Genomic DNA, 23,772 nt, shown 5'->3' with positions numbered 1-23,772 from the left:
GGCCTAATGTGCGTGGCTATGGGTGCGCCCGTGGCCATAGGCCCCGCCTTCGGGAATGAANGGTTCGGACACATCNCGCAACGTCGCGCCGAGCTTTGTGAGCATGTCGCGGATCACGTGGTCGTTCTGGATCAGCAGGCGGGCGGGTTCAAGCTGGCAGGGGCAGTGCCGGTTGCCGATATGCCATGCCANCCGCACCAGATCGTCGCCGGTGATTTCCAGCAAGGCTTCCTTGGCCGCGATGACCTCGATGATCTGCCCGCCTTCAAGCTCGAACGCATCGCCGTGGTTCAGCGATTCCGTATGGGCGAGGTCCACNAGGAACCCGCGNTTNTGGCTGGTCAGCAGGCGNTTGCGGCGCAGGAAGCGGTNGTCATAGGTCAGCACGCAGCTGTCATCCGCATGGTCCCACTGGCCGTGGCGCTTGATCGTATGGGCGGGGGGAAGGTCGGTCATCTAGGGGCCTCAGAACATGAAATAGCGTTGCGCCATGGGGACGGTCTCAGCGGGCGCGCAGGTCAGCAGCTCGCCGTCCGCGCGGACTTCGTAGGTTTCGGGGTTCACCTCTACCTTGGGGGTGGCCGCGTTGTGGATCAGATCGGATTTGCCGATGTTGCGGGTGTTTTGCACGGCGATGGTNTGNTTGCGCAGGCCAAGGCTGTCGCGCAGCCCGNTCGATTGCGCNGCTTCCGAAATAAAGGTCACCGCNCAATGCTGNAGCGCNCTGCCATAGGCCCCGAACATNGGGCGGGTATAGACCGGNTGCGGCGTGGGGATCGACGCATTCGGATCACCCATCTGCGCCACGACGATCATGCCCGACATNAATACCATTTCGGGCTTCACGCCAAANAAGGCGGGGTTCCACAGCACCAGATCGGCCTTNTTNCCNACNTCGATCGACCCGACCTCGCGGCTGACNCCATGGGCGATGGCGGGNTTGATCGTGTATTTCGCGATATAGCGTTTGACGCGGAAGTTNTCGTTGTCGCCGGTTTCTTCNGGCAAGCGCCCGCGCTGCTTGCGCATCTTGTCNGCGGTTTGCCATGTGCGGATCAGCACCTCGCCCACACGNCCCATGGCCTGACTGTCAGAGGCGATGATAGAGAANGCACCGATGTCATGCAGNATATCCTCGGCGGCAATCGTCTCGCGTCTGATCCGGCTTTCGGCAAAGGCGACGTCTTCGGGGATGGATTTATCAAGGTGGTGACAGACCATGAGCATGTCCAGATGCTCTTCGAGCGTGTTCACCGTGAAGGGGCGTGTCGGGTTGGTCGAGGACGGCAGCACGTGCTCTTCGCCGCAAATCTTGATGATGTCGGGGGCGTGGCCGCCGCCTGCGCCCTCGGTGTGGAAGGCGTGGATGGTCCGGCCTTTCATCGCGCCAAGCGTATGTTCGACAAAGCCGGATTCGTTCAGCGTGTCGGTGTGGATCATCACCTGCACGTCCATATCNTCGGCGACCGACAGGCAGCAGTCGATNGCGGCNGGGGTGGTGCCCCAATCNTCGTGCAGCTTCAGCGCACAGGCCCCGCCGTTCACCATCTCGACCAGCGCGCCGGGTTGGCTGGCGTTGCCCTTGCCCGAGAGACCGATGTTCATCACCACACCGTCCATCGCCTGCAACATGCGCCCNATNTGCCACGGGCCGGGGGTGCAGGTGGTGGCAAGCGTGCCATGCGCAGGGCCGGTGCCGCCGCCAAAGCANGTGGTCACACCGGAATGCAGCGCGTCCTCCATCTGCTGGGGCGCGATAAAGTGGATGTGGCTGTCGAAACCGCCCGCGGTGAGGATGCGNCCNTCGCCTGCGATCACCTCGGTCCCCGGTCCGATGATGATGTCGACGTTGGGTTGGGTGTCGGGGTTGCCCGCCTTGCCAATCGCCGCGATGCGCCCGTCTTTCAGCGCGACATCCGCCTTGTAGATNCCCGAATGATCCACGATCAGCGCATTGGTGATCACAGTATCCACCGCACCGTTTGCCCGCGTGACCTGCGACTGGCCCATCCCGTCGCGGATCACCTTGCCGCCGCCGAACTTCACCTCTTCGCCATAGGTGGTCAGATCGCGTTCCACCTCGATGATCAGATCGGTGTCGGCCAGTCGCAGCCGGTCCCCCGTGGTGGGGCCATACATCGCTGCATATTCAGAGCGGGGGAGTGTGGTGGTCATAGGTCTCTCTTTCCTCGAAGCGCCTTAGAGCGCGCCCATCACTTCAGCGTTGAACCCGTACACCTTGCGGTCTCCCGCGAGCGGGATCAACTGCACCTCGCGGCGTTGACCGGGTTCAAAGCGCACGGCGGTGCCGGCGGCGATGTCCAGCCGGTGACCACGCGCGGCGGCGCGGTCAAAGTCGAGCGCGGGGTTGGTTTCGGCAAAGTGGTAGTGGCTGCCGACCTGCACGGGCCGGTCACCGGTATTGGCAACCATCAGGGTGATGGCCGTGCGATCGGCGTTCAGGGTGATGTCCCCCGCGGCGCACAGCACCTCTCCGGGGATCATTTGCGCGCCTTGCGGGGGGCCTTGACCCGCCCGCGCAGGGCGATGGCCGCGGCGGTTGCGATGACGGCAAGCCCCATGAAGACAGGCATCCATTCGGCCCCGTGGGGGGCGATATGCACACCGGGGTGGGCAAGGGCAGGGCCGGCCATCAGGGCGGCGGACAGGATCATCAGATGTTTCATAGCAGGGGCCTTTCTTGCGAATGGGGTCTAGCGGATAGGGTTGTGCACGGTGACCAGCTTGGTCCCGTCGGGGAAGGTGGCTTCGACCTGCACGTCGTGGATCATCTCGGCGATGCCCTCCATACAGTCGTCGCGGGTGATGACCTGGGCACCGGCCTGCATCATCTCGGCCACGCTACGGCCATCGCGCGCGCCTTCGACGACGGCGTCGGTGATCAGGGCAATCGCCTCGGGGTGGTTCAGCTTGACGCCACGGGCCAGACGCTTGCGCGCGACCTCGGCCGCCATGGCGATCAGCAGTTTGTCTTTTTCACGGGGGGTCAGCTGCATGTCAAAGCATCCATGTTTTAGGAGGGGCCGCGCCGTGCAGGCGGGCGATGATCGGCACCAGAGACTGGCGCAGGATGTAACTGTCGGGAGCAAGGAGCCGCGCATAAAGCACGCCGTCGCGGATCAGGCTGGCACCGGCGCTGGCAGGCAGCAGCGCGCGCAGGGGGGCAAGCAGCGCTTCGGCATCGGGGGCGGCATAGATCACGCTGGCCATGGCGCAGTTGCCGCCCGCCGTGGCGGTGCCTGCAAGCTGTGCATGGATATCGCCGGACAGACGCACGGCATCGGCAAAGATAGGGTGCCCGTCGCGGCGGATCGTGACGTTATCGGCAAAGCGCGCGTCGCGCAGCGTCTCGCCCATGGAGACGCGGCCAAAGACCAGCGGCTCTACGCCGAAGAAACAGGCGTCACCCGTCAGGTCCACCTCCAGCTTGCGGCGCAGGGCGGAGCCGTTGAACAGGATCGTTTCCTGCGGCAGCCAATCGACCCGTGCCCCCGCTTTTGCATCCAACCGCGTGGTCATCTGCGCCATGGGGCCGGGTTGCGCCAGATAGACGCGCTCGGCCGCTTGGCTGGTCAGGGTCAGCCGGCTGCCCGCACCCGCCGTGGCGGTGATCGACAGTTCATCGCCGCCCGTCATCCCGCCCGAAGTATTGAGGAAAACCCCCGTCAGCCCGCCCGCCGCCGCGCGCGGAAACAGAGCCTTGAAGCAGCCTTGCTGGTAGAGATCGCCAATCACGGACGCGCCGCCATAGGTCTTGCTGCTGATGCGCAACGCCCCGCGGGCGCGGGGTTGCATCGGCACGGCAAGAGCCTGATCGGTATGGGCGGCGATGTTGATGGGGGGCCTCGTCCAGCTGAAAATAACTCCCATCTGGATAGCGTGATTCCCGTCGGGTGCGATCCGAAACGGGCATTTTTGGCGCAATTTCAGGCTGTATCTCGACGGCTGCCTAATATTTGAGCATATCCCGTCAGGGGCTTTGACCCGCAGCCGTGCCGCGGGTCAAGGCAGGTGTTTACAGGTCTACCCGTAGAAATACTTGGGCAGATAGGTCGCGATCTCGGGGATCAGAATGATCAGCAGGACCCCGATCAGGGTCACGATCACGTAAGGCGTCACAGAAGCATAGATATCGCCCATTGTGACATCCGGCGGGGCCACCCCTTTGAGGTAAAAGAGGTTAAAGCCGAAGGGCGGGGTCATATACCCGACCTCCATCATGATGATGAAGAGGATGCCGAACCAGATCGGATCAAAGCCATAACTCTGCACAACGGGCAGGAATACAGGCAGGGTGATCAGCATGATCCCCACCGGATCCAGCACCATCCCAAGGATGAAAAGCACTGCCAGCATAAACACCAGCGACCCCCAACGCCCACCGGGCACAAGGTTCATCATATCCTGGATCAGGCTTTGGGCCCCAAGCGCGGTATAGGCCGTGCTGAAGGCATGGGCCGCGAAAAGGATCCACATGATCAGCGCGGTCAGTTTCAGCGTCGCGACAGAGGCGTCGCGGATCACGGCCCATGACAGCTGCCGGTTCACGCCCGTGGCGACCATCGCGCCAAAGACGCCGATGGCGGCGGCTTCGGTCGGCGTCGCGTAGCCGCCAAAGATGGCCCCCAGCACGATCACCACGATCAGGATCGGCAGGATCACCGCCTTGAGAGACCGCAGCTTCTGCCCCCAATTCGCGCGTTCCTCTTTCGGGAGGGCGGGGCCCAGTTCCGGCTGCATCCAGCACCGCCCGCCGATATAGACGGAGACGAGGAAGAACAGCAGCAGCCCTGGCCCGATACCGGCCGCAAACAGACGCCCGACCGACACTTCGGTCAGCAGCGAATACAGCACCATCAGGATCGACGGCGGGATCAGGATGCCCCAGCCCCCGCCCGCGTTGATCGCCCCAAGCGCGAGCTTCTTGTCATAGCCGCGTTCCAGCATTTTGGGCAGCGCGATGGTCCCCATTGTCACAACCGCCGCACCCGAGATGCCCGACATGGCGGCAAAGATCACGCAGATCAGCACCGTGCCGATGGCCAGACCGCCGCGCAGCCCGCCCCACCATTCGTGCATCATATCGTAAAGGTCATTCGCGACCCCCGATTTTTCAAGCAGGATCGCCATGAAAACAAACAGCGGAATTGCCATCAGCGTGGGGGATTGCATCGTCTCCCACATTTTGGAGGCGAGCAGATAGAACCCCAGATCGCCCATTTCCGCATATAGGAAGATGACCGATATTCCCCCAAGGGCAAAGGCCAGCGGCGTGCCGAGCATGACAAACAACAGCAGCGCGCCAAAGAAAAGCATGGTCAGGATTTCAACGCTCATGACTGGCCTCCTGCGGCTTGTGCGGCTTGGGTGTCGCCGGTGGCCGGTTGTCCAAAGATCGCGGGATCATTGGGCAGCCCCATCAGGGTGCGCACATCGGCCCAAAGGCGTACGAAGCCCTGCAACAACAGCAGCAAGGCGGCGACGGGGATCAGCGATTTTGTCGGCCACAGCGGGGCCTTCCAGACAGAGTTCGACCGCTCCATATCCGCGATGGCCTCGGACGCGATGTCATAGCCTTGCCACAGCAGCACGCCGACAAAGATCAGGAACAGCGGCCATGTCACGATGTCCACCAAGGCTTTGCGNTTGGGGGNAAACTGGCCGTAGATGATATCGACGTTCACGTGNCCNCGTTCGGTCAGCAGATANCCGCCCCCGATGATCGCATAGACACCAAAGATCAGCGTCGCCAGCTCGGCAGTCCAGATCGCGGGCTGNCCGATCAGATAGCGCATGACCACATCGGCCAGCAGCAGGGCAAAGATGATCAGCACGCAAAAGCTGATCCAATAGCCGATCATGCGGTTCAATTGCGTGATGAAGCGCGCAAGTTTAAACAAAACGTTTCTCCCTCAAGACATAAAAGAAGCCGCCCGAAATGCAGGGACATGTCAGGCGGCTACATTGATTTTCACTGTGGCATCACCGGGAGNCTGAGCCNCCGGATCAGGCCCCTAGAGGTAGCCGAGGTCGGTCATCAAGGTTTTGTAGATATCCGCCGCCTTNGCCGCGCGTTCGCCTTTCTGCGCCTCTGTGTCGAGGATCTTGGCCGAGGCATCGGCAAGGATCGCCAGAACGTCGTCGGGCAGTTCGGACACCTCGATATCGTTCTCGGCGATGCCCGAAGAAATCGCGATGGCTTCGGCGTGCTGGTATTCGGCCGACCGCTGGAAGAACCGCGTCTCCATCGTGTCGAGCAGGGCAGTGCGCAGATCGTNCTCCAGCCCGTCGACGGCCTCCATATTCAGGATGAAGGCNTCGGTGGTCTGACCAAGCGCGGGTTTGTAGTGGTATTTGCAGACCTCCCAGAGGGACATGGACTTCGCCCCCACAGCAGCGCCCCAATGCGCGCCATCCACAACGCCCGAGCTGAGCGATTGATAGAGTTCGGACCCGGGGATGTATTGCGGCGCGGCACCGGCGGATTGCAGGTAATCCAGCATCGTACCCGACGACCGCAGCTTGAGCCCTTTGAAGTCTTCGGCGGATTCGATCTTTTTCGACACGACGATTTCGACGGGTAGGACCTTTTCCGTCTTCATCATCACGCCATCGGCGTTCAGGTCTTCGTTCACCAGCGCCTCAAGGCCAAGGTTCTTGACCGCGTGCTCCATTTCCCAAGCCTGACGGAAGGTGCCGGGGATGCCGAACAGGAAGGACGCGGCCTGCGCCTGATCTTGTACATAGGACGGGCTGACCGTCCCCATCGGCACCACGCCCTTGCGCACGATATTGTAGATGTCGGGGCCTTTGGCGAATTCGCCGGCACCCAGCAGATCCATTTTGAACGCGCCTTCGGTGCGCGTCTCAAGCACTTCGGCCAGTTTGCCAAGGCTGTCGGTGAAAGAGCTGGACGCTTTGGGCCAATGCGCTTGCACGCGCCAGTTGACCTTGCCCTGCGCGATCCCTTTGCCGACCAGCGCCGGTGTCGCCAGCGCGCCAAGAGCAGCGCCGCGCAGCATGGTGCGACGGTTCATATTGCCTTTTGTCATTCTATTTCCTCCCAGAAACTTCGGTTTCTCTTATCTGCGCGGCACGGGTTGCGCAGGCTCCCTAACGTCACCTTCACGTATCAATTGGGGTAGGTCAAACGGCTGTTAGCGATAACGGTTAATAATTCTGACATTTGTCAGTTTTGTGAGCACTGATTTGCCGAGACTTCAACCTGCGGTCCTTTAGCGGCGATCTCAGGTTACGAATTGCTGGCGGTATTGCGATGGGGTCACCCCCTGCACGGTGCGGAAACGGCGCGAGAAATATGACGGATCGGCGAACCCCAGACGGTAGCCAACCTCGGCCACCGACAGGCGTGTAAAGGCCAGCATGCGGCAGGCTTCCTCGACATGGCGGGCTTCGATGTAGGCGGTGGCGGACAGCCCCTTTGCCGCGCGACACAGGCGCGANAGATGTCCNGTGCTGATCCCGAGGGTGCTGGCAAAGTCCTTGGCTGTCCAGCCGGCACTGTCGGGATCGCCGATAAGCTGGTCGAGCCGCGACANGCGATCATCCTGCGGTGCGTCGTTGCTGCGGTTTTGCGTGGTCCCCCATGCCGCGATGCTGGCCAGAACCGCATGCCCCANNCCCACGGCAATCTGCGCCCGAAACGGCGCNCCCGTCTGGGCCGCCACGGTTTCCAGCTGGGTCATCAGCGCGATCAGCGGGCCCGCGGCGCGACCAACCGTCGGCTTGGTCAGCGCCTGTGCGACCTCGGCATTGACGGGCCCGATGCTGTGCAGGATCGCAATGGGAAAGGATTGCACCATGCCTTGGGTATTGGGCGCGAAGTCGAAACTATGCACCATGCGGGGCGGGATAAAGACGACCGATCCCTGCGTCAGGGCAAATCGGTCGCCATCAATATTCGCCGTGCCACCCCCCGAAAGGATGTAAAGCACCTGCGCCAATTGCGCGTGCCGATGNGGNGCGATGTGCCACGCGTGATCCGGTGCGCGGTCCTTGATCCGTTCGCAATGGAGNACATCGGGAAAGCCTTTGGTTTCGCCAAAAAGCGCATAGCTGGGGATCGGGGAAAGCTCTGTCATGCACGGATTGTACCAGCAATTGCGCTAACGATCCATTCATCATGCACGTTCCGTACAATAGGTTAACCCGAAAATCGGGCAGGGAGCAGCTATATGAAAACGGAAGTCGTCATTATTGGCGGCGGGCCATCGGGCTTGCTGCTGTCGCAATTGCTGAACGACGCAGGCGTCAGCACTGTCGTGCTTGAAAGGACCACCCGTGAACACGTGCTGTCNCGNATCCGCGCGGGCGTGCTTGAGGATGGCACAATGAACCTGCTGCGCCATGCCGGTGTCGGTGCGCGGATGGACCAGCAGGGCTTGCCGCACAAAGGCTGCTACCTGACCGACAACGACCTGATGGTGCATATCGATTTCCACAAGCTGATCGGCAAGAAGGTCATGGTCTATGGCCAGACAGAGGTCACCCGCGATCTGTACGACGCACAGGACCGGATGGGCACCACGATCATTCACGAGGTCGAGGATGTGGTGATCGACGGTGCGGACAGCAATGCGCCCACGGTATCCTTCACCAAAGACGGCCAGCGGCAAGAGATCAGCTGCACTTACGTCGCGGGCTGTGATGGGTTCCACGGTGTCAGCCGCGCGACGATCCCCGCTGCCAAACGTCGGGAGTTTGAACGGGTCTACCCTTTTGGCTGGCTGGGGATTCTGTCGCGCACGAAACCGGTGAACGATGAATTGATCTATGCCAGTTCGGCGCAGGGCTTCGCCCTTGCCTCCATGCGCAGCGCAAGCCTGAGCCGNTATTACATTCAGGTGTCGTCGACCGAAAAGGTCGAGGATTGGAGCGATGACCGCTTCTGGGAGGCGCTGAAGCAACGTTTGCCGCGACCTGTGTCAGAGGCGCTCGTGACCGGCCCGTCGATCGAGAAATCCATCGCGCCGCTGCGCTCCTTCGTGAGCGAGCCTTTGCGGTGGGGAAACCTGTTTCTGGTGGGGGATGCCGCGCATATCGTACCGCCCACCGGTGCCAAGGGGCTGAACCTCGCGGTGTCCGATGTCTTCTATCTGCATGACGCGCTGATTGCCGCGCTGAAGCGAGGGGATCACAGCGGGGTTGACGGTTATTCCGCCCATGCGCTGTCGCGGATCTGGAAGGCGATGCGGTTCAGCTGGCAGATGACAACAATGCTGCATCAGTTCGAGGGCGAAGACAGTTTCGCCCCGCAGATGCGGCGGGCGTCGCTGGCCCATCTGGCGCAAAGCGAAACAGCNCGGCGCGATCTGGCAGAGAATTATACGGGGCTGCCGTTCTAAAGATCGCGGCCGCCCAAACTAGGGTGCCGAAATGAAAGCAGGGCGGCCCTTGATCCCGGATCAAGGGCCGCCCCGTTTGGTGCTGTGGTATTCGGCTGCGTTTAGCCGCGGATCATCACCTTGCCGGGGCGGCCCGGTGTCAGCGAGGCTTTCAGCGCACCGGACAGATCATCCAGCCCGAACTGCCCACCGTCTTCCAACACCAATTCGCCTTTGGCGACCAGCGTGACCAGTTCAGTGATCAGACGCTTGCGCTCTTCGGGGTCCATATCGCCGCTCACGCGGGAGCCCCAGAAGCCTTTAACGGTGATGTGCTTCATGATCAGCGCGCCAGAGTTCAGCGGCATCGGCGCACCGGTCGCGGTCCCGAACACGACAAGCTCTCCGTCCAGTCCCAGCAGATCGACCAGATCAGCCGAGATATCGCCCCCCACGGAATCGATCGCGGATGCGGCCCCTTTTTCGCCGATGATCTCGCGTGCTTTATCCTGCCAGCCCGCTTCCGAGGTCGACAGCACGTTGTCGATGCCCAGATCTGTCAGCTCTTTCACAGCATCTTCGCGCCGCACGAGGTTCAGCAGGTTGATGCCGCGGCTTTTGGCGAGCGTGGTCATGATCTTGCCGACGGCCCCGTTTGCAGCGGTCTGGACGATCCAGTCGCCTTTCTGCGCCTTGAGCGTTTCCAGCAGAGAGATGGCGCTGAACGGCATCGCGATCAACTGTGCGCCAGCAACGTCCGAGATCACGTCGGGCAGGGGCAGAACACCAGTGGCGGGGGCGACGAAGTATTCGGCCCAGGTGCCATGCACGCCCGCNATCGACACACGCTGGCCGATCATCGCNTCGTCCACGCCTTCACCGACAGCCTCGACGGTGCCAAGCGCTTCGCTGCCGGCAATCGCGCCGGGAAGCTCGGGCTTGTAGCCGTAGTTCCCGCGGATGGTCCAAAGGTCGTGGTTGTGGATTGGCGACAGGGTCATCTTGACCAGAACCTCGCCCGCCCCTGCGGTGGGGGTGTCGACATCGGTCGCTTCGATGACGTCGATCGGTTCGCCAAAGCTATTGTGCACTGCTGCTTTCATGGGGATCTCGCTTTCTTGTGGTTATCGAATGGTTAGAAAATCGGTGGTTTCTGACAAAGCCTGCTGCAACGGGACCTGATCCTGCGACAGTTTCGACAGGATCGCGGCCCCCAGAAACTTGGCATAGAGCATCTGCGCTGCTGCCTGCGGATCATCGACCGGCGGGACGGAGCCTTCTTCCGCCCCGGCAATCAGCAGCTGCGCAATGCGGCCGACCAACTGCGCCACGCCATCATCCAAAATGCGGCGCATGTCGTCGGACAGATCGGCAACCTCAGCCCCAAGCTTCACAACGAGGCACTGGTTGGCGATGCCTTCGGAATGGGCATGGGCAAGCCACGCCGACCAGAAGGACAAATGCTTGTCACGGGCAGAACCCGGCCCGCTGCACAGCGCATCCATGCGCGCCAGATAATCGTCGACATAGTCGTGCAGCAGGGCCTGACCAAAGGCATCCTTGGACGGAAAGTAATAATAGAACGACCCCTTGGGGACATCNCTTTCCCTCAGGATGCGCGCCAGNCCNACCGCGCCAAACCCGTGCTTGCTNATCAGCGCACGTCCGGCGGTCAGGATNTTTTGCCGCGTTTGATCTGATTTCTTTTGCTCTGTCATACGGGGGAGGTAAGAAGTAATAGACCGGTCGTCTAGTGGCGCGGCCAATTTAATTTTGTGCGCGGCTGTTCCTTGCCGTACAGCTTGGGATGGGGCGGTGTTCAAAGGGGCAGGGTGCGCAATGGGAAAGGTGTCGGACCGAGCGGTCATATGGGTGTTTTGCGTCTCAGGCGTGCTTTGTCTCGGGATCATCGCATTCCTTGCGGTGCAGCACTGGGTCGAAAGCATCCCCTACACCGACACATGGGCCTATTTCCGCAACTACCACCCGATCCGGCACAAGCTGCTCGTGGCGTTCGGATGGGTCTTCGCCGCCGTCAGCGTGACCGCGGGCTTTGTATACGTAGGTAGGCTTGCGATGCGTCGAAAACGCTGACGCATGACATCTGTGCTGGAATGTTCGGTGAAGGTTTGGTGGAGCCTAGCGGGATCGAACCGCTGACCTCCTGCATGCCATGCAGGCGCTCTCCCAGCTGAGCTAAGGCCCCATCGTGGATCAGAGATCCGGGAAGTGTATCAACCATTCAAGGCCGATGCGCCGCTGAATAGGCGGTCGCGAAGGCGGGATCAAGAGGAAAATCTATCCCGCCCTCGCAAAATTCAATCAATCTTCGTCGTCGGATGCAACGTCGGCGATTTCTTCGAGTGGAACGGTATCATCATCGTCGTCGTCATCGTCCAGGATGTCGTCGTCCAGATCCACATCTACATCGTCGTCATCTACCAATGTCTCGTCATCATCCACATCGCCCTTCTTGGCTTTGGCGGTGACGGCATCTTCGGCATCTGCTGCGATCATGCGGGATTTGGAGTTATCCACCTCGACCACTTCGCCGGAGTAAGGGCTGATGATCGGATCTTTGTTCAGGTCGTAGAACCGCTTGCCCGTTGTGGGGCACAGGCGCTTGGTTCCCCATTCTTCATTGGGCATCGAAGTCCCCTTTTTGAAAGTGTTGTTGCGTATAGATGATTCAGGCCAAGTGCCATATGAGATAGGCACTGTCAAAGGCAATCGCCACCCCATCGCGACCCGGAACCCTGAAATGCCTGATCCTGTCCTGCCCGGAAACCCGCCTATCCCGCTGATCCTGCGCCGCTCTGCGCGGGCGCGGCGGATATCATTGCGGATATCGCAGTTGGATGGGCGGGTGACGCTTACCATGCCGAAACGCTTGAAAGAGGCAGAGGGAATCGCCTTTGCCCGCGAAAAGGAGGCGTGGATTCGGCAACATCTGGAAGCGCGTGGTGCTGATGTTCTGGTGGGCATCGGAGCAGAGTTTCCCTTGGGCGGTCGGATGCTGCGGGTTGAAGCCGGGCAGGGCAGACGGGTGGTGCTGGGGACCGATACGATTTCCGTGCCCGGTCCGGCGGCGCGTGTGCCGACCCGGCTCGCTGCGCATTTGAAAGAGCTCGCGCGGGACCGGCTGACCGGGGCCTGCGACGATTATAGCGCGCTGCTGGGGCGGCCGTACAGCAAGCTAACCTTGCGGGATACGCGGTCGCGGTGGGGATCTTGCACCTCGGACGGGGGGCTGATGTTTTCGTGGCGCTTGATCCTGACGCCGCCCGATGTGCTGGATTACGTCGCTGCCCACGAGGTCGCGCATCTGGCGCAGATGAACCATTCGCCCGCCTTCTGGGCCGAGGTCGAGCGGATTTACGGCCCCTATCAAGAGGCGCGTGGCTGGCTGCGCACCCACGGCAGCGACCTGCACCGGTTCAAGTTTACCGCGCAGACATAGGTCTCGCCCGCGTTTGCGACATTGACGCAGCGGCGATTCGTGATCACAACGGCGATATGAACCTGAACCCTCGCCCCCTTGATGCGCATCCTTTGGCCCATGACCGTGTCTATCGGCAGTTGCGGACCCGCATCATGCATGGCGATCTGGCTCCGGGGCAGGCGCTGACCCTGCGGGGAATCGGGAAGGAATACGAGGTGTCGATGACCCCCGCCCGCGAGGCCGTGCGACGGCTGGCAGCGGAAGGGGCGCTGACCATGTCGGCCTCTGGCCGGATATCGACGCCGGAGCTGAGCAACGAACGGATCGAGGAACTGGCCGCCCTGCGCGCCCTGATCGAGGTGGAGCTTGCGAGCCGCGCCCTGCCACGGGCCCACCTTGCGCTGATCGACCGGATGCAGGCGATCAACAATGCCATCTCGGATGCGGTGATCCACCGGGACGCGGTGAGCTACATTCGCACCAATCTGGAGTTTCATCGCACGCTATACCTGCGGGCGCAGGCCCCTGCGATGCTGGCGATGGCGGAAACGGTCTGGCTGCAGATGGGCCCGACGATGCGGGCGCTTTACGGGCGGCTCAGACGGACAGAGCCGCCGCACTTCCACAAGCTGATTATCGCGGCGTTGCGCGCGGGTGACGAACCGGGACTGCGGCTGGCAGTGCGCACCGATGTGACCCAAGGTCTGCGGATGCTGGCGACGTGACGCGCCAGCGGTCGGCGTAGATTACGCCGCCAGCCCCTTGGCCCCGAGGTCGAGGAATTTCTTGCGACGATCTGCCACCAGCGCCTTTGGGTCTTTGCCCGACAGGTCATCCAGCATCGCGGCAATCGCCTTGCGCACCGATGCAATTGCCTCTTTCCGATCCCGATGCGCGCCGCCACGGGGTTCGGGGATGATGCGGTCGTTGACGCCCAGCTGTTTCAGATCTTGCGCGGTCAGGCGCAGCGCTTCGGCGGCCTCGCGCATTTTCTCGGCATCTTTCCACAGGATCGATGCGCAGCCCTCGGGCGAGATCACGGAATAGACGGAATGTTCCAGCATGGCGACGCGGTTCGCCGTGGCAAAGGCAACCGCCCCGCCTGACCCACCTTCACCGATGATGACAGACACCAGCGGCACACCGATCTGCAAGCATTTCTCGGTCGCGCGGGCGATGGCTTCGGATTGGCCACGCTCTTCCGCGCCTTTACCGGGGTAGGCACCGGGGGTGTCCACCAGCGTGATCACGGGCAGCCCGAACTTGTCGGCCAGTTCCATGAGGCGCACGGCTTTGCGGTAGCCTTCGGGGCGGGCCATGCCGAAATTGCGTTCGATACGGGATTTGGTGTCGTTGCCTTTTTCGTGGCCGATCACGACGACAGGCGTGTCGTTGAACCGTGCCANACCGCCCATGACCGCAAGATCATCGGCAAANTTCCGGTCNCCCGCCAGCGGGGTGTATTCGGTAAANAGGGCCTCGATATAGTCTTTGCAATGGGGCCGGTCGGGGTGACGTGCCACCTGACATTTGCGCCACGGCGTNAACGACTTGTACANATCGTCAAGCATTTGGTGGGCTTTTTCGTCCAGCGTTTTGGCTTCGGCGCTNACGTCCATCCCTTCGGAGGACCGCGCCAGAGCGCGCAGCTCTTCCGCTTTGCCTTCNACTTCGGCCAGTGGTTTTTCGAAATCCAGATACTGTGTCATCACCTGCTCCGCGCTTTGTTCAGGGCTATATGGCGTTNATTTGCGGTCTTTGCAACGGAACCTGTCAGCTGGCCGGCCAAAGGGCGGGCAGCAGCGACGCCACNAGCAGCGCGGCCATNGTCACGTTAAACACCCGCAAACGNCGGGGATTGGTNAGAAAACGGGCCATCTGCCCGCCAAGAAGGGTCCAAAGGGTGACCGACGGCAGCGCCATCACCGCCACGACAAGCGCCGTGATCACCAGCGGCAATATGCCGGCAGAGGGCACGTAGATCGTGATGACGCTGAGCCCGAAGGCCCAGGCCTTGGGGTTGACCCATTGAAACCCCGCCGCTTGCAGAAAGCTCAGCGGTTTGGCGTTGGGGTCTGCGCTTTGCACCGGGGCGGCGGTGGCGATCTTATAGGNAAGGTAGATCAGATAGATCAGGCTCAGGATCTTGAGCACCGAATAGATGACGGGAAAGGCGTCAAACACGCGGATCAGGCCAAAGCCCACCAGCAGCAACATGACCATNAANCCAAGGGTGATGCCCATCATATGCGGGACCGTGCGCGCAAAGCCGAAATTTGCGCCCGATGCCATCAGCATCAGGTTGTTCGGCCCCGGCGTGATAGAGGTGATCAGCGCGAAAAGCGCGAGCGCAGAGAGGACATCGATGGTCATGCTGCCTTGATGCCCCAAGCCGCGGGGCATGCCAAGCCCGCTTTGCAGCGGGGGAGATGGCGCGGCGCGAGGGTCGCCTCGCGCCGCTGTTCAGTATCGCGGGGTTAGCGCGAGGCGATCATTTCGGACTGGCGCACGATGACTTCGGCCTGTTTGATGCTGGCGATATCGACCAAACGGCCNTTGTAGACGGTCGCNCCTTCGCCGTTGGCCTTGGCTGTTTCCATCGCGGCCAGAATTTCGCGCGCTTCGGCGACGGCCTCGTCAGAGGGGGTGAACACCTCGTTCGCGACGGCNATCTGCTTGGGGTGNATGGCCCATTTNCCGACCATGCCNAGGGTCGCCGACCGGCGCGCCTGCGCGCGGTAGCCTTCGTCGTCCGAGAAATCACCGAACGGACCNTCGACCGGCAGCACGCCGTGGGTCCGGCAGGCGGCNACNATGGCGGTCTGCGCCCAATGCCACGGATCNGACCAATGCTTNGCCCCGTCGCGCAGCATGTAATAGTTTTCTTGCGTGCCACCGATGCCGGTCGTCTGCATCCCCATNGAGGCGGCAAAGTCGGCGGCACCAAGGCTCATCGCTTGCAGGCGCGGGCTGGCGGCNGCGATCTCTTCGACGTGGGCGATGCCTGCGGCCGATTCGATAATCACCTCGAACGANATTTTCTTGGTGCGGCCCTTGGCGGTTTCGATCGCCGTAACCAGCGCGTCGACAGTATATACGTCAGCGGCGCAGCCGACCTTGGGGATCATGATCTGGTCCAGACGCTCGCCCGCTTGCTCCAGCAGGTCGACGACATCGCGGTACCANTAAGGTGTATCCAGCCCGTTGATCCGCACGGACAGTGTTTTGTCGCCCCAGTCTACATCGCTGATCGCCTTGATGATATTGGCGCGGGCGCTGTCCTTNTCCGTGGGGGCCACNCTGTCTTCCAGATCAAGGTTGATCACATCGGCGTCGGAACTTGCCATTTTTTCGAAGATNGCCGGGCGCGAACCGGGGCCGAACAATTGGCAGCGGTTGNGACGTGCAGGTGCTGTAGGCTGGATGCGAAAGCTCATATGCGGAATCCTTGNGTAATAAAGTTACGACTTGNTTGCCTTNGGTGGTATTAAATTGCGCTGCGCCCTGCAAGGGTGATCTCGCACCTGCAGCATCGGCGGCTGAATTTCTGTGCACAATTCTTGCTTGGATGGCCGAATACCCGCAAAATTTCTGCGCCATATCTTGCGTCTACCACTCATTTGCAACCTTATCGCGCCGAAAGGCTGCGAAACTGAGCCAAAGCCAAATTGCAGGAGCATGTGATCATGATCAAAACACCTTATCTTCTTTTTCTGGGCGANGCGCCGGATCACCTTGCGGTTAAAGTGGCGCAGGGCATCAAGGACTGGCGTCCTGAAAACGCCGTCGGTCAGCTGCGGCTGGACGGGTGCAAGGCGGATCTGGGTCTGACCGATATGACGCTTGCGCAAGCGAAAGAGGCAGGCGCGCAGACCTTGGTGATTGGCGTCGCCAACCGCGGGGGCACCATCAGCGCCACATGGCGCGCCGTGCTGGTCGACGCGCTGGAGGCCGGCTTCGATCTGGCATCCGGCTTGCATAACCTGNTGCGCAACGAGCCAGAGCTCGTGGCCGCCGCCGAGAAACACGGGCGCAGCTTGCATGACGTGCGTATCCCGTCGGTGCAGTACCCGATTGCGAATGGCGTCAAACGCAGCGGCAAGCGCGTNCTGGCGGTCGGCACCGANTGTTCGGTNGGCAAGATGTATACCGCGCTGGCGCTGGACGCGGCGATGAAAGAGAAGGGGCTGAAAAGCAGCTTCCGCGCGACGGGGCAGACCGGTATTCTGATCACCGGCGAAGGTGTGCCTTTGGATGCGGTGATCGCGGATTTCATGGCCGGCTCGATCGAGTATCTGACCCCCGACAATGACGATGATCACTGGGATATCATCGAAGGGCAGGGCAGCCTGTTCCACGTGTCCTATTCCGGCGTCACCATGGCGCTGATCCACGGCGGCCAACCCGATGCGTTGATCCTGTGCCANGAGCCGACCCGCAAGACCATGCGCGGACTGCCCGACTACACGCTGCCCACGTTGGAAGAAGTGCGCGANGTNGCACTGACGCTGGCAAAGGTTGCCAACGCAGGCTGTCAGGTGGTCGGTNTCTCGATCAATACCCAGCATCTGTCGGAGGCAGAGGCAGANGCCTATCTGGCCGAGGTNGAACAACGCTTGGGCTTGCCAGCCGTGGACCCGTTCCGCCAAGGTGCCGCGAGATTGGCGGAGGCTTTGGCAGCCCTCTGATCGGCCCTTCGGGGAGAGTTTAAGTGGCAAAATGAAGGAGCGGATATGCGTATTGAGGTAAGCCGGGATGTCTTTCGGCTGGCGCAGGTCTTTACCATTTCGCGTGGATCGCGGACCGAGGCGCAGGTGCTCACGGTGCGGATCACCGATGGCGGNGTNACGGGGTGGGGCGAATGTGTGCCCTATGCCCGGTATGGCGAGACGCNGGAGTCGNTCACGGCAGAGATCGAAGCGCTGAGCGGGCCGCTGACGCGTGATGCACTGTATGACCTGCTGCCGGCTGGTGCCGCGCGCAATGCAGTGGATTGTGCCCTNTGGGATCTGCANGCCAAGCAGGCGGGNAAACCTGTGTGGGAACTGGCGGGGCTGGCGCGACCGGNGCCCGAGATCACGGCCTTTACCCTGTCGTTGGATAGCCCCGAAAAGATGCGCGAACAGGCNGCCTTGCATGCGCATCGCCCGCTGTTGAAGATCAAGCTGGGCACGCCGGATGATATGCCCCGCCTTGAGGCNGTGCGCGCCGGTGCGCCTGATGCGCAGATCATCATNGACGCGAANGAGGGCTGGTCGGCNGNGGTNTANGCCGATCTTGCCCCNCATCTGGTGCGGCTNGGTGTGTCATTGGTNGAACAGCCTTTGCCCGCAGGGGATGACGATGCGCTNNTCGGGATGGAGCGGCCCGTGCCGGTCTGTGCCGATGAAAGCTGCCATGACCGTGCGAGCCTTGCTGCGCTGNAAGGCAAATACGATGTGGTCAACATCAAGCTGGACAAGACCGGTGGTCTGACAGAGGCGCTGGCGCTGCGCGATGCGGCTGTCGCGCAGGGNTATGAGGTCATGGTGGGGTGCATGGTCGGGTCGTCGCTTGCGATGGCNCCGGCGGTNCTGGTGGCGCAGGGGGCAAAGGTCGTGGACCTTGACGGCCCGCTGCTTCTGGCCGAAGACCGCGANAACGCTTTGACATTTGACGCCGCCGGGGTGCATCCGCCTGCGGCCAAGCTTTGGGGATAAGACATGCGGACTGTATATGTGAACGGCGAATACCTGCCCGAGACCGAAGCCAAGGTTTCGATCTTTGATCGCGGGTTTCTGATGGCGGACGGGGTCTATGAGGTCACCAGCGTGCTGGACGGCAAGCTGATCGACTTTGACGGCCATGCNATCCGNCTCAGCCGNTCGTTGAACGAGCTACAGATGCGCAACCCGATCTCGAAGGAGGACCTGCTGGAGGTCCACCGCGAGCTGGTGCGCGTGAACGAGATCGACGAGGGGCTGATCTATTTGCAGATCACCCGCGGNTCGGACGGGGACCGCGACTTTGCCTTCCCCGATCCCGAGACGACAGANCCGACGATTGTCTTGTTCACCCAGNCCAAACCCGGTCTGGCCGACAGCCCCGCCGCCAAGAAAGGTGCCAAGATCATCAGCATCGAAGACATCCGCTGGGGCCGTCGCGACATCAAGACGGTGCAGCTGCTGTATCCGTCGATGGGCAAGATGATGGCCAAGAAGGCGGGCTGCGATGATGCCTGGATGGTCGAGGACGGTTTTGTCACCGAAGGCACCAGTAACAACGCCTATATCGTGATGGGCAACAAGATCATCACCCGCGCGCTGAGCAATGATATCTTGCACGGCATCACCCGCGCTGCGGTTCTGCGTTTTGCCAAAGAGGCGCAGATGGTGGTGGAAGAGCGTAACTTTACCATCCACGAAGCGCAGCAGGCGGATGAGGCGTTTACCACCTCCGCCAGCGCCTTTGTCATGCCCGTGGTCGAGATCGACGGCGTGGCCCTGGGCGATGGAACACCGGGCAAGGTCGCGCCGCGTCTGCGCGAGATCTATCTGGACGAGATGCGCAAGGCGGCGGTCTAACCCGCCTTGCCAAGGGGCTGGCTGCGCGCGGTCAGCCCTTTTCGCCGACGTTCTGTTCGAAGGCGACCTTGAACGCCTCTTTCTGCGCGTCCTTCGCGTCGGTCTGATAGTTGGTTTTCCATGCGTCCATGGTCATGCCGTAGAACAGCTCGCGCGCTTCTTCCTTGCCCATGTCGATCCCGCGTTCGTTTGCGGCTTCTTGATACCAGCGCGACAGGCAGTTGCGGCAAAATCCGGCCAGGTTCATCATGTCGATGTTCTGCACGTCCGTGCGGTCTTGCATCAGGTGCTGTTGCAGCCGGCGAAACGCCGCAGCCTGAAGTTCGATTTCCTGTTGTGTGGGCATTATGCTCTCCTGCGTGTGGGGTGGGGCCAAGCTATGGGCTGGCCGGTGCGGGTTCAAGGCGGCGGGCCGTGAATGTGGCGCGGCCTTCCGCCGCCCGCTGTCATCGTGCTGTCATACTGTGGTGGGCATAGACGGGGCGGGCGATCTTCGCTAAGTGTTAACGCCAACACATGTTAACGCTAACTTATTTACTATCCACTCTGACCGCCGCGCGTGTTAGACCCGTGGCAATGAGCGCAGGGGCTGCCAAAGCCCGCAGATGAAAAGGGACGTCACCAGTATGAAACGCACGCGGAATGTCAAAGTAGTTGCCACCTTGGGTCCGGCCTCGGACACGCACGAGACGATATCGGCACTGTTTCACGCGGGCGCGGATGTGTTCCGGTTGAACATGAGCCACGGCAGCCATGACGAAATCCGGATCAAGCACCAGATCATCCGCCAGATCGAAGAGGAAACGGGATCCACGATCGGTATTCTCGCGGATCTTCAGGGGCCAAAGCTGCGTGTGGGTGTCTTTTCAGGGGACAGCGAATTGCTGGTCGAGGGCGCGTCCTTCCGGCTGGATCTGGACGAGGCAGAGGGCAATGCCCGCCGCGTGTGCCTGCCGCACCCCGAGATTTTCCAGGCGCTTGAACCGGGCGCATCGCTGTTGGTCAATGACGGCAAGATCCGTCTGAAGGTCAAGGAATGCGGCCCCGATTTCGCGGAGTGCGAAGTGATGATCGGCGGCGTGATCTCTAACCGCAAGGGCGTGAACGTGCCGGATGTGGTGCTGCCGCTGGCCGCCCTGTCGGAAAAAGACCGCGCCGATCTGGAATTCGTGTGCGAGCTGGGGGTCGACTGGCTGGCGTTGAGCTTTGTGCAGCGCCCCGAAGATGTGACCGAGGCGCGCGACCTGGCCAAGGGCCGTGCCGCATTGCTGAGCAAGATCGAAAAGCCGTCGGCGGTGGACCGGTTCGAGGACATCCTGGCGGTGAGCGACGGTATCATGGTTGCGCGCGGTGATCTGGGGGTTGAACTGCCGGTGCAGAACGTGCCGCCGATCCAGAAACGACTGGTGCGCAAATGCCGTGCGGCGGCAAAGCCGGTGATCGTGGCGACGCAGATGCTGGAATCGATGATCGAAAGCCCGATCCCCACCCGGGCCGAGGTATCGGATGTCGCGACCGCCATTTATGAAGGGGCCGATGCGGTGATGTTGTCGGCGGAATCCGCGGCCGGTGCCTATCCGGTCGAGGCTGTGCGCACGATGGATAACGTGGCCACCGAGGTAGAGCAGGATCCGACCTACACCCAGATTATCGAATCGTCGCGCAAGGTGGACCGCATGACCGTGGCGGATGGTATTGTCGCCGCCGCACGCGAGATTGCGGAAACCGCGAACATCAAGGCGATCTGTTGCTTCACCCAAAGCGGGACCACGGCGCTGTTGACCGCACGTGAACGCCCGCGGGTGCCGATCATCGCGTTGTCACCTCTGGTCAAGACCGCGCGCCGACTGGCGCTCACCTGGGGCGTAAATTGCGTTCAGACCGGCACGCTGGAACGCTTCAAGATGGCCGTGGTCAGCGCCGCGCGCGTTGCCCGTGACGAAGGCTATGCCGGACCGGAGGATATGATCGTTGTCACCGCAGGCGTGCCTTTCAACGTCGAGGGCAGCACAAATATCCTGCGCGTCGCACCCTGCGACGAACGATTGATTTTTAATACCGATCCGGAATAACCTCTGGTCAGGTAACAAGAATATATCGAGCAGGGGCAGGAATAATGGATACTGATCTGATTTTGGTGATTGGTCTTGCCCTTGCTGTGCTTTCTATCCCCTCTGTCGTGTCGGCCTTCTCTGATGGCCGTGCGCCGCGCGCGTCGGCGTTGACGGTGCTGATCGCGGGCGGGATGATCGTCTATGCCATCAACACCCATCCGGGCGGCTATGCGTTGGAAGATGTGCCAGACGCCGTTTTGCATGTGATTGCGCGCTACAAGTTCTGGTAAGCGCAGGCGTTTCGCGCTTTTGCCCTTGCTTTGGGCCCCTGTCCCTCCTATACGCCAGCTTCGTTCCGCGCGTCCGGCCTTCGTGGCATGCCGAGTCGCGCACTTACCGAACTCAAGTTAAGGAGACGGAAATGCCCAAGATGAAGACGAAATCGAGCGCCAAGAAGCGCTTTAAGATCTCGGCGACCGGCAAGGTCATCGGCGGTCAGGCTGGCAAACAGCATGGTATGATCAAACGGACGAAAAAATTCATCCGTGACGCGCGTGGGACAACAGCTTTGTCTGCACCCGACGCCAAGATCATCAAGGGCTTCATGCCCTACGACCGCTAAGATAGGAGAGCCGATATGTCCCGTACAAAAGGTGGTGTCGTTACCCACGCCCGTCACAAAAAGGTAATCAAAGCAGCCAAAGGTTACTATGGCCGCCGCAAGAACACCTTTAAGGTCGCCCGTCAGGCGGTCGACAAAGCCAACCAATACGCCACGCGCGACCGTAAGAACCGCAAGCGGAACTTCCGCGCATTGTGGATCCAGCGGATCAACGCCGCTGTGCGCAGCCACGACGAAGCACTGACATACAGCCGCTTCATCAATGGTCTGTCCCTGGCTGGTATCGAAGTGGACCGGAAGGTTCTGTCCGACCTGGCCATCAACGAGCCCGAAGCATTCGGTGCCATCGTGAAGCAAGCACAAGACGCACTGGCCGCGTAAGCGCCCTTTGCCGACCCAAATTTTTAGAACGCCGCCCTGACATCGGGGCGGCGTTTTTCGTTTGTGCGGTGATCAGCCGGGGTCTTGTGGCGGCAGCGGTTTTTGAAACGCCACCACAGCGGCCCCTGTCAGCAGGATCGCAGCGGCAGCCAAGAGGCTGGATCCGATATTGCCCGTCAGGTCGCCCAAGGCACCGGCGGCGAAGGGGCCTGCGGTCTGCGCGATGGCAAAGACCACGGTGAACAGGCTCATCGCGGCGGCCCAGCTTTCGGCAGGCAGGTTCTGGCGGATAAAGCTGGTGATCGCGCCGGGGGCCATGAAGACGCAAAGCCCGAACACCACGGCTGAAATCACCACGGCCCCACCCGCAGGCAGGACGAGCGGCAGCGCCGACCCGATTGCGATGCCGGTCAGGATCATCGCCAAGGGCTTGCCCGAGGCGTGCCGCGCCAATACCCCGCGCCAGACGAAGGGCGAGGCGATCAGCGCCACCCCCATGATGATCCACACCGCCGAGATCAGCAGCGCGGGTGCCTGTTGATCCGTCATCCACGCAGACAGGAACGTCAGATAGACGATATAGCCCATGGCAAAACCGATGTAGCCTGCAAGCTCTCTCCAGATCAGGTGCAGCTTGATGCCGTCGGCTGCTGTGTTGCGCTGTGCAGGCACCGACAAACGCGCCGCGGCCCATAGGGACAGGGGCAGGCAGGCCACGCTGATCACGCCGATGATATACCAGCCATAGCGCCATGATCCGGTGCCCCAGAGCTCTATCATCAGGGGCAGGGACGCGCCTGCCAGCATGATCCCGATACCGCCCCCTGCGCCGAACAGGATCGCGATTGCCAGCGCATTGCGGCGCGCGTCGCCGGGAAACAGCCGCGCGGTCAGCACCCCTGCGGTGGAAAAGGACATCGCCCCGAAGACCCCCGCCGCGATCCGCCAGAAGGTCTGCCAGCCCATCGTCGCCTCGTACCCCGTCGCCAACAGCGTCAGCGTCGTGGTCACCATGCCGAACCCGAACAACCGCGCAGGCGCGATGCGCCCGATCAGCAGCAGCGTCAGCACCGCGCCGATGATATAGCCGATGGCATTCGCCGTGTTCAGCCAGCCCGCCTGCGCATAGGTCCAGTCCAGCTCGGTCTTCATCGCGGGCAGGATCAGCCCGTAGGCAAAGCGCGCGAACCCGTTGGTGACCGTCACCCCCAGCGTCAGGCCAAGCAGCGCCAGCCAGGGCCGTGTGACAGGTCGGGGCAGGGACGGGTTGCCGTCGGGTTGTAAAATCTCTGCCACGCGCGGCACCCCCTTGATGGTTTGCGCCACTATGTGCCCGCGGTTTCAG

Annotated in this window: 29 protein-coding genes and 1 tRNA gene; 11 read left to right on the top strand and 19 right to left on the bottom strand. The window is 61.6% G+C overall.

Going from position 1 to position 23,772, the window contains the following annotated elements; genetic code table 11:
* Positions 1-3: 3 nt before the first annotated feature.
* From CBB63_RS02060 to CBB63_RS02015, 10 genes are all read right to left on the bottom strand, one after another.
* Complete coding sequence (locus tag CBB63_RS02060; protein ID WP_286697953.1) at positions 4-456, bottom strand: urease accessory protein UreE; 453 nt, start codon at positions 454-456, stop codon at positions 4-6.
* Between the two features lie 9 nt (positions 457-465).
* Positions 466-2,175 (bottom strand): urease subunit alpha, encoded by a 1,710-nt coding sequence (gene ureC, locus CBB63_RS02055; protein WP_286697952.1) that lies wholly within the window; start codon positions 2,173-2,175, stop codon positions 466-468.
* A 24-nt stretch (positions 2,176-2,199) separates the two neighbouring features.
* Positions 2,200-2,505 carry an urease subunit beta gene (locus CBB63_RS02050; RefSeq protein WP_009825907.1) on the bottom strand — a complete coding sequence of 102 codons (306 nt, stop codon included), beginning with the start codon at positions 2,503-2,505 and terminating at the stop codon, positions 2,200-2,202.
* Positions 2,502-2,687, bottom strand: coding sequence for a hypothetical protein (locus CBB63_RS02045; protein ID WP_286697951.1), 186 nt, complete (start codon positions 2,685-2,687; stop codon positions 2,502-2,504). The genes CBB63_RS02050 and CBB63_RS02045 overlap by 4 nt, the downstream gene beginning before the upstream one ends.
* Before the next feature lie 27 nt (positions 2,688-2,714).
* On the bottom strand, positions 2,715-3,017 hold the full coding sequence (locus CBB63_RS02040) for an urease subunit gamma (protein WP_009825908.1): 303 nt from the start codon (positions 3,015-3,017) through the stop codon (positions 2,715-2,717).
* 1 nt (position 3,018) lies between these two features.
* Positions 3,019-3,891: an urease accessory protein UreD gene (locus tag CBB63_RS02035; RefSeq protein ID WP_286697950.1), complete on the bottom strand. Its 873-nt coding sequence runs from the start codon at positions 3,889-3,891 to the stop codon at positions 3,019-3,021.
* 153 nt (positions 3,892-4,044) lie between these two features.
* On the bottom strand, positions 4,045-5,358 hold the full coding sequence (locus tag CBB63_RS02030) for a TRAP transporter large permease (protein ID WP_005851171.1): 1,314 nt from the start codon (positions 5,356-5,358) through the stop codon (positions 4,045-4,047).
* Positions 5,355-5,882: a TRAP transporter small permease subunit gene (locus tag CBB63_RS02025; protein ID WP_502695844.1), complete on the bottom strand. Its 528-nt coding sequence runs from the start codon at positions 5,880-5,882 to the stop codon at positions 5,355-5,357. Before CBB63_RS02025 ends, CBB63_RS02030 begins: the two co-directional genes overlap by 4 nt.
* Before the next feature lie 153 nt (positions 5,883-6,035).
* Complete coding sequence (locus CBB63_RS02020; protein WP_502695843.1) at positions 6,036-7,043, bottom strand: TRAP transporter substrate-binding protein; 1,008 nt, start codon at positions 7,041-7,043, stop codon at positions 6,036-6,038.
* 225 nt (positions 7,044-7,268) lie between these two features.
* The gene (locus CBB63_RS02015) at positions 7,269-8,123 is read right to left on the bottom strand and encodes a helix-turn-helix domain-containing protein (protein WP_286697947.1); all 855 of its coding nucleotides are present in this window, start codon (positions 8,121-8,123) and stop codon (positions 7,269-7,271) included.
* A 93-nt stretch (positions 8,124-8,216) separates the two neighbouring features.
* Here CBB63_RS02015 and pobA point away from each other — a divergent pair, with 93 nt between their 5' ends.
* Positions 8,217-9,386 carry a 4-hydroxybenzoate 3-monooxygenase gene (pobA, locus tag CBB63_RS02010; protein ID WP_278374845.1) on the top strand — a complete coding sequence of 390 codons (1,170 nt, stop codon included), beginning with the start codon at positions 8,217-8,219 and terminating at the stop codon, positions 9,384-9,386.
* Between the two features lie 101 nt (positions 9,387-9,487).
* On the opposite strand, the gene CBB63_RS02005 is transcribed toward pobA, so the two are convergent.
* Both CBB63_RS02005 and CBB63_RS02000 read right to left on the bottom strand, forming a co-directional pair.
* Positions 9,488-10,468, bottom strand: coding sequence for a zinc-binding dehydrogenase (locus tag CBB63_RS02005; protein WP_286697946.1), 981 nt, complete (start codon positions 10,466-10,468; stop codon positions 9,488-9,490).
* 21 nt (positions 10,469-10,489) lie between these two features.
* The gene (locus CBB63_RS02000) at positions 10,490-11,083 is read right to left on the bottom strand and encodes a TetR/AcrR family transcriptional regulator (RefSeq protein ID WP_286697945.1); all 594 of its coding nucleotides are present in this window, start codon (positions 11,081-11,083) and stop codon (positions 10,490-10,492) included.
* Between the two features lie 154 nt (positions 11,084-11,237).
* On the opposite strand from CBB63_RS02000, the gene CBB63_RS01995 reads away from it, so the two are divergent.
* Positions 11,238-11,459: a hypothetical protein gene (locus CBB63_RS01995; RefSeq protein ID WP_286697944.1), complete on the top strand. Its 222-nt coding sequence runs from the start codon at positions 11,238-11,240 to the stop codon at positions 11,457-11,459.
* Positions 11,460-11,495: 36 nt separating this feature from the next.
* Here the strand turns inward: CBB63_RS01995 and CBB63_RS01990 are convergent.
* Positions 11,496-11,571, bottom strand: a tRNA-Ala gene (locus tag CBB63_RS01990).
* 116 nt (positions 11,572-11,687) lie between these two features.
* A complete protein-coding gene (locus CBB63_RS01985; protein ID WP_005851186.1) occupies positions 11,688-12,014 on the bottom strand; it encodes a TIGR02300 family protein in 327 nt (108 codons plus the stop codon).
* Positions 12,015-12,126: 112 nt separating this feature from the next.
* Between CBB63_RS01985 and CBB63_RS01980 the strand changes: the two genes are divergently transcribed.
* A complete protein-coding gene (locus CBB63_RS01980) occupies positions 12,127-12,825 on the top strand; it encodes a M48 family metallopeptidase (protein WP_037943083.1) in 699 nt (232 codons plus the stop codon).
* A gap of 56 nt (positions 12,826-12,881) precedes the next feature.
* The gene (locus tag CBB63_RS01975) at positions 12,882-13,532 is read left to right on the top strand and encodes a GntR family transcriptional regulator (protein WP_005851189.1); all 651 of its coding nucleotides are present in this window, start codon (positions 12,882-12,884) and stop codon (positions 13,530-13,532) included.
* 21 nt (positions 13,533-13,553) lie between these two features.
* Here CBB63_RS01975 and CBB63_RS01970 read toward each other — a convergent pair whose 3' ends face one another.
* The 3 genes from CBB63_RS01970 to CBB63_RS01960 form a co-directional block, all read right to left on the bottom strand.
* Complete coding sequence (locus tag CBB63_RS01970; RefSeq protein ID WP_286697943.1) at positions 13,554-14,516, bottom strand: acetyl-CoA carboxylase carboxyltransferase subunit alpha; 963 nt, start codon at positions 14,514-14,516, stop codon at positions 13,554-13,556.
* A gap of 64 nt (positions 14,517-14,580) precedes the next feature.
* Complete coding sequence (locus CBB63_RS01965; RefSeq protein WP_502695839.1) at positions 14,581-15,210, bottom strand: LysE family translocator; 630 nt, start codon at positions 15,208-15,210, stop codon at positions 14,581-14,583.
* A 74-nt stretch (positions 15,211-15,284) separates the two neighbouring features.
* Positions 15,285-16,244: an L-malyl-CoA/beta-methylmalyl-CoA lyase gene (locus CBB63_RS01960; protein ID WP_286697941.1), complete on the bottom strand. Its 960-nt coding sequence runs from the start codon at positions 16,242-16,244 to the stop codon at positions 15,285-15,287.
* Positions 16,245-16,493: 249 nt separating this feature from the next.
* On the opposite strand from CBB63_RS01960, the gene dgcN reads away from it, so the two are divergent.
* From dgcN to CBB63_RS01945, 3 genes are all read left to right on the top strand, one after another.
* Positions 16,494-17,495, top strand: coding sequence for an N-acetyltransferase DgcN (dgcN, locus tag CBB63_RS01955; RefSeq protein WP_286697940.1), 1,002 nt, complete (start codon positions 16,494-16,496; stop codon positions 17,493-17,495).
* A gap of 45 nt (positions 17,496-17,540) precedes the next feature.
* Positions 17,541-18,506: an N-acetyl-D-Glu racemase DgcA gene (gene dgcA, locus CBB63_RS01950; RefSeq protein WP_286697939.1), complete on the top strand. Its 966-nt coding sequence runs from the start codon at positions 17,541-17,543 to the stop codon at positions 18,504-18,506.
* Between the two features lie 3 nt (positions 18,507-18,509).
* Entirely contained in the window at positions 18,510-19,370 is an 861-nt protein-coding gene (locus CBB63_RS01945; protein ID WP_286697938.1) for a D-amino-acid transaminase, read from the top strand.
* Between the two features lie 31 nt (positions 19,371-19,401).
* Here the strand turns inward: CBB63_RS01945 and CBB63_RS01940 are convergent, their stop codons facing one another.
* The gene (locus CBB63_RS01940; protein ID WP_286697937.1) at positions 19,402-19,716 is read right to left on the bottom strand and encodes a DUF1244 domain-containing protein; all 315 of its coding nucleotides are present in this window, start codon (positions 19,714-19,716) and stop codon (positions 19,402-19,404) included.
* A 280-nt stretch (positions 19,717-19,996) separates the two neighbouring features.
* Between CBB63_RS01940 and pyk the strand changes: the two genes are divergently transcribed.
* From pyk to rplT, 4 genes are all read left to right on the top strand, one after another.
* Positions 19,997-21,442 (top strand): pyruvate kinase, encoded by a 1,446-nt coding sequence (gene pyk, locus CBB63_RS01935; protein ID WP_005851205.1) that lies wholly within the window; start codon positions 19,997-19,999, stop codon positions 21,440-21,442.
* Between the two features lie 44 nt (positions 21,443-21,486).
* Entirely contained in the window at positions 21,487-21,714 is a 228-nt protein-coding gene (locus CBB63_RS01930; protein WP_005851207.1) for a hypothetical protein, read from the top strand.
* Positions 21,715-21,845: 131 nt separating this feature from the next.
* On the top strand, positions 21,846-22,046 hold the full coding sequence (gene rpmI, locus CBB63_RS01925) for a 50S ribosomal protein L35 (protein ID WP_005851209.1): 201 nt from the start codon (positions 21,846-21,848) through the stop codon (positions 22,044-22,046).
* 15 nt (positions 22,047-22,061) lie between these two features.
* Positions 22,062-22,427, top strand: coding sequence for a 50S ribosomal protein L20 (gene rplT, locus CBB63_RS01920; protein WP_005851211.1), 366 nt, complete (start codon positions 22,062-22,064; stop codon positions 22,425-22,427).
* Between the two features lie 72 nt (positions 22,428-22,499).
* Here the strand turns inward: rplT and CBB63_RS01915 are convergent, their stop codons facing one another.
* Entirely contained in the window at positions 22,500-23,723 is a 1,224-nt protein-coding gene (locus CBB63_RS01915; RefSeq protein ID WP_286697936.1) for a YbfB/YjiJ family MFS transporter, read from the bottom strand.
* Between the last annotated feature and the right edge of the window lie 49 nt (positions 23,724-23,772).

The organism is Sulfitobacter sp. TMED3 (assembly GCF_002167505.1).
Lineage (GTDB): Bacteria > Pseudomonadota > Alphaproteobacteria > Rhodobacterales > Rhodobacteraceae > Sulfitobacter > Sulfitobacter pontiacus.
This window is presented reverse-complemented; position numbering and strand designations above follow the sequence as displayed.

Bases quoted from the DNA above. Each gene is read 5' to 3' on its own strand.
- CBB63_RS02050 (WP_009825907.1), bottom strand. From the start codon at position 2,505: ATGATCCCCGGAGAGGTGCTGTGCGCCGCGGGGGACATCACCCTGAAC.
- CBB63_RS02045 (WP_286697951.1), bottom strand. From the start codon at position 2,687: ATGAAACATCTGATGATCCTGTCCGCCGCCCTGATGGCCGGCCCTGCC.
- CBB63_RS02040 (WP_009825908.1), bottom strand. From the start codon at position 3,017: ATGCAGCTGACCCCCCGTGAAAAAGACAAACTGCTGATCGCCATGGCG.
- CBB63_RS02035 (WP_286697950.1), bottom strand. From the start codon at position 3,891: ATGGGAGTTATTTTCAGCTGGACGAGGCCCCCCATCAACATCGCCGCC.
- CBB63_RS02030 (WP_005851171.1), bottom strand. From the start codon at position 5,358: ATGAGCGTTGAAATCCTGACCATGCTTTTCTTTGGCGCGCTGCTGTTG.
- CBB63_RS01985 (WP_005851186.1), bottom strand. From the start codon at position 12,014: ATGCCCAATGAAGAATGGGGAACCAAGCGCCTGTGCCCCACAACGGGC.
- CBB63_RS01980 (WP_037943083.1), top strand. From the start codon at position 12,127: ATGCCTGATCCTGTCCTGCCCGGAAACCCGCCTATCCCGCTGATCCTG.
- CBB63_RS01975 (WP_005851189.1), top strand. From the start codon at position 12,882: ATGAACCTGAACCCTCGCCCCCTTGATGCGCATCCTTTGGCCCATGAC.
- CBB63_RS01940 (WP_286697937.1), bottom strand. From the start codon at position 19,716: ATGCCCACACAACAGGAAATCGAACTTCAGGCTGCGGCGTTTCGCCGG.
- pyk (WP_005851205.1), top strand. From the start codon at position 19,997: ATGAAACGCACGCGGAATGTCAAAGTAGTTGCCACCTTGGGTCCGGCC.
- CBB63_RS01930 (WP_005851207.1), top strand. From the start codon at position 21,487: ATGGATACTGATCTGATTTTGGTGATTGGTCTTGCCCTTGCTGTGCTT.
- rpmI (WP_005851209.1), top strand. From the start codon at position 21,846: ATGCCCAAGATGAAGACGAAATCGAGCGCCAAGAAGCGCTTTAAGATC.
- rplT (WP_005851211.1), top strand. From the start codon at position 22,062: ATGTCCCGTACAAAAGGTGGTGTCGTTACCCACGCCCGTCACAAAAAG.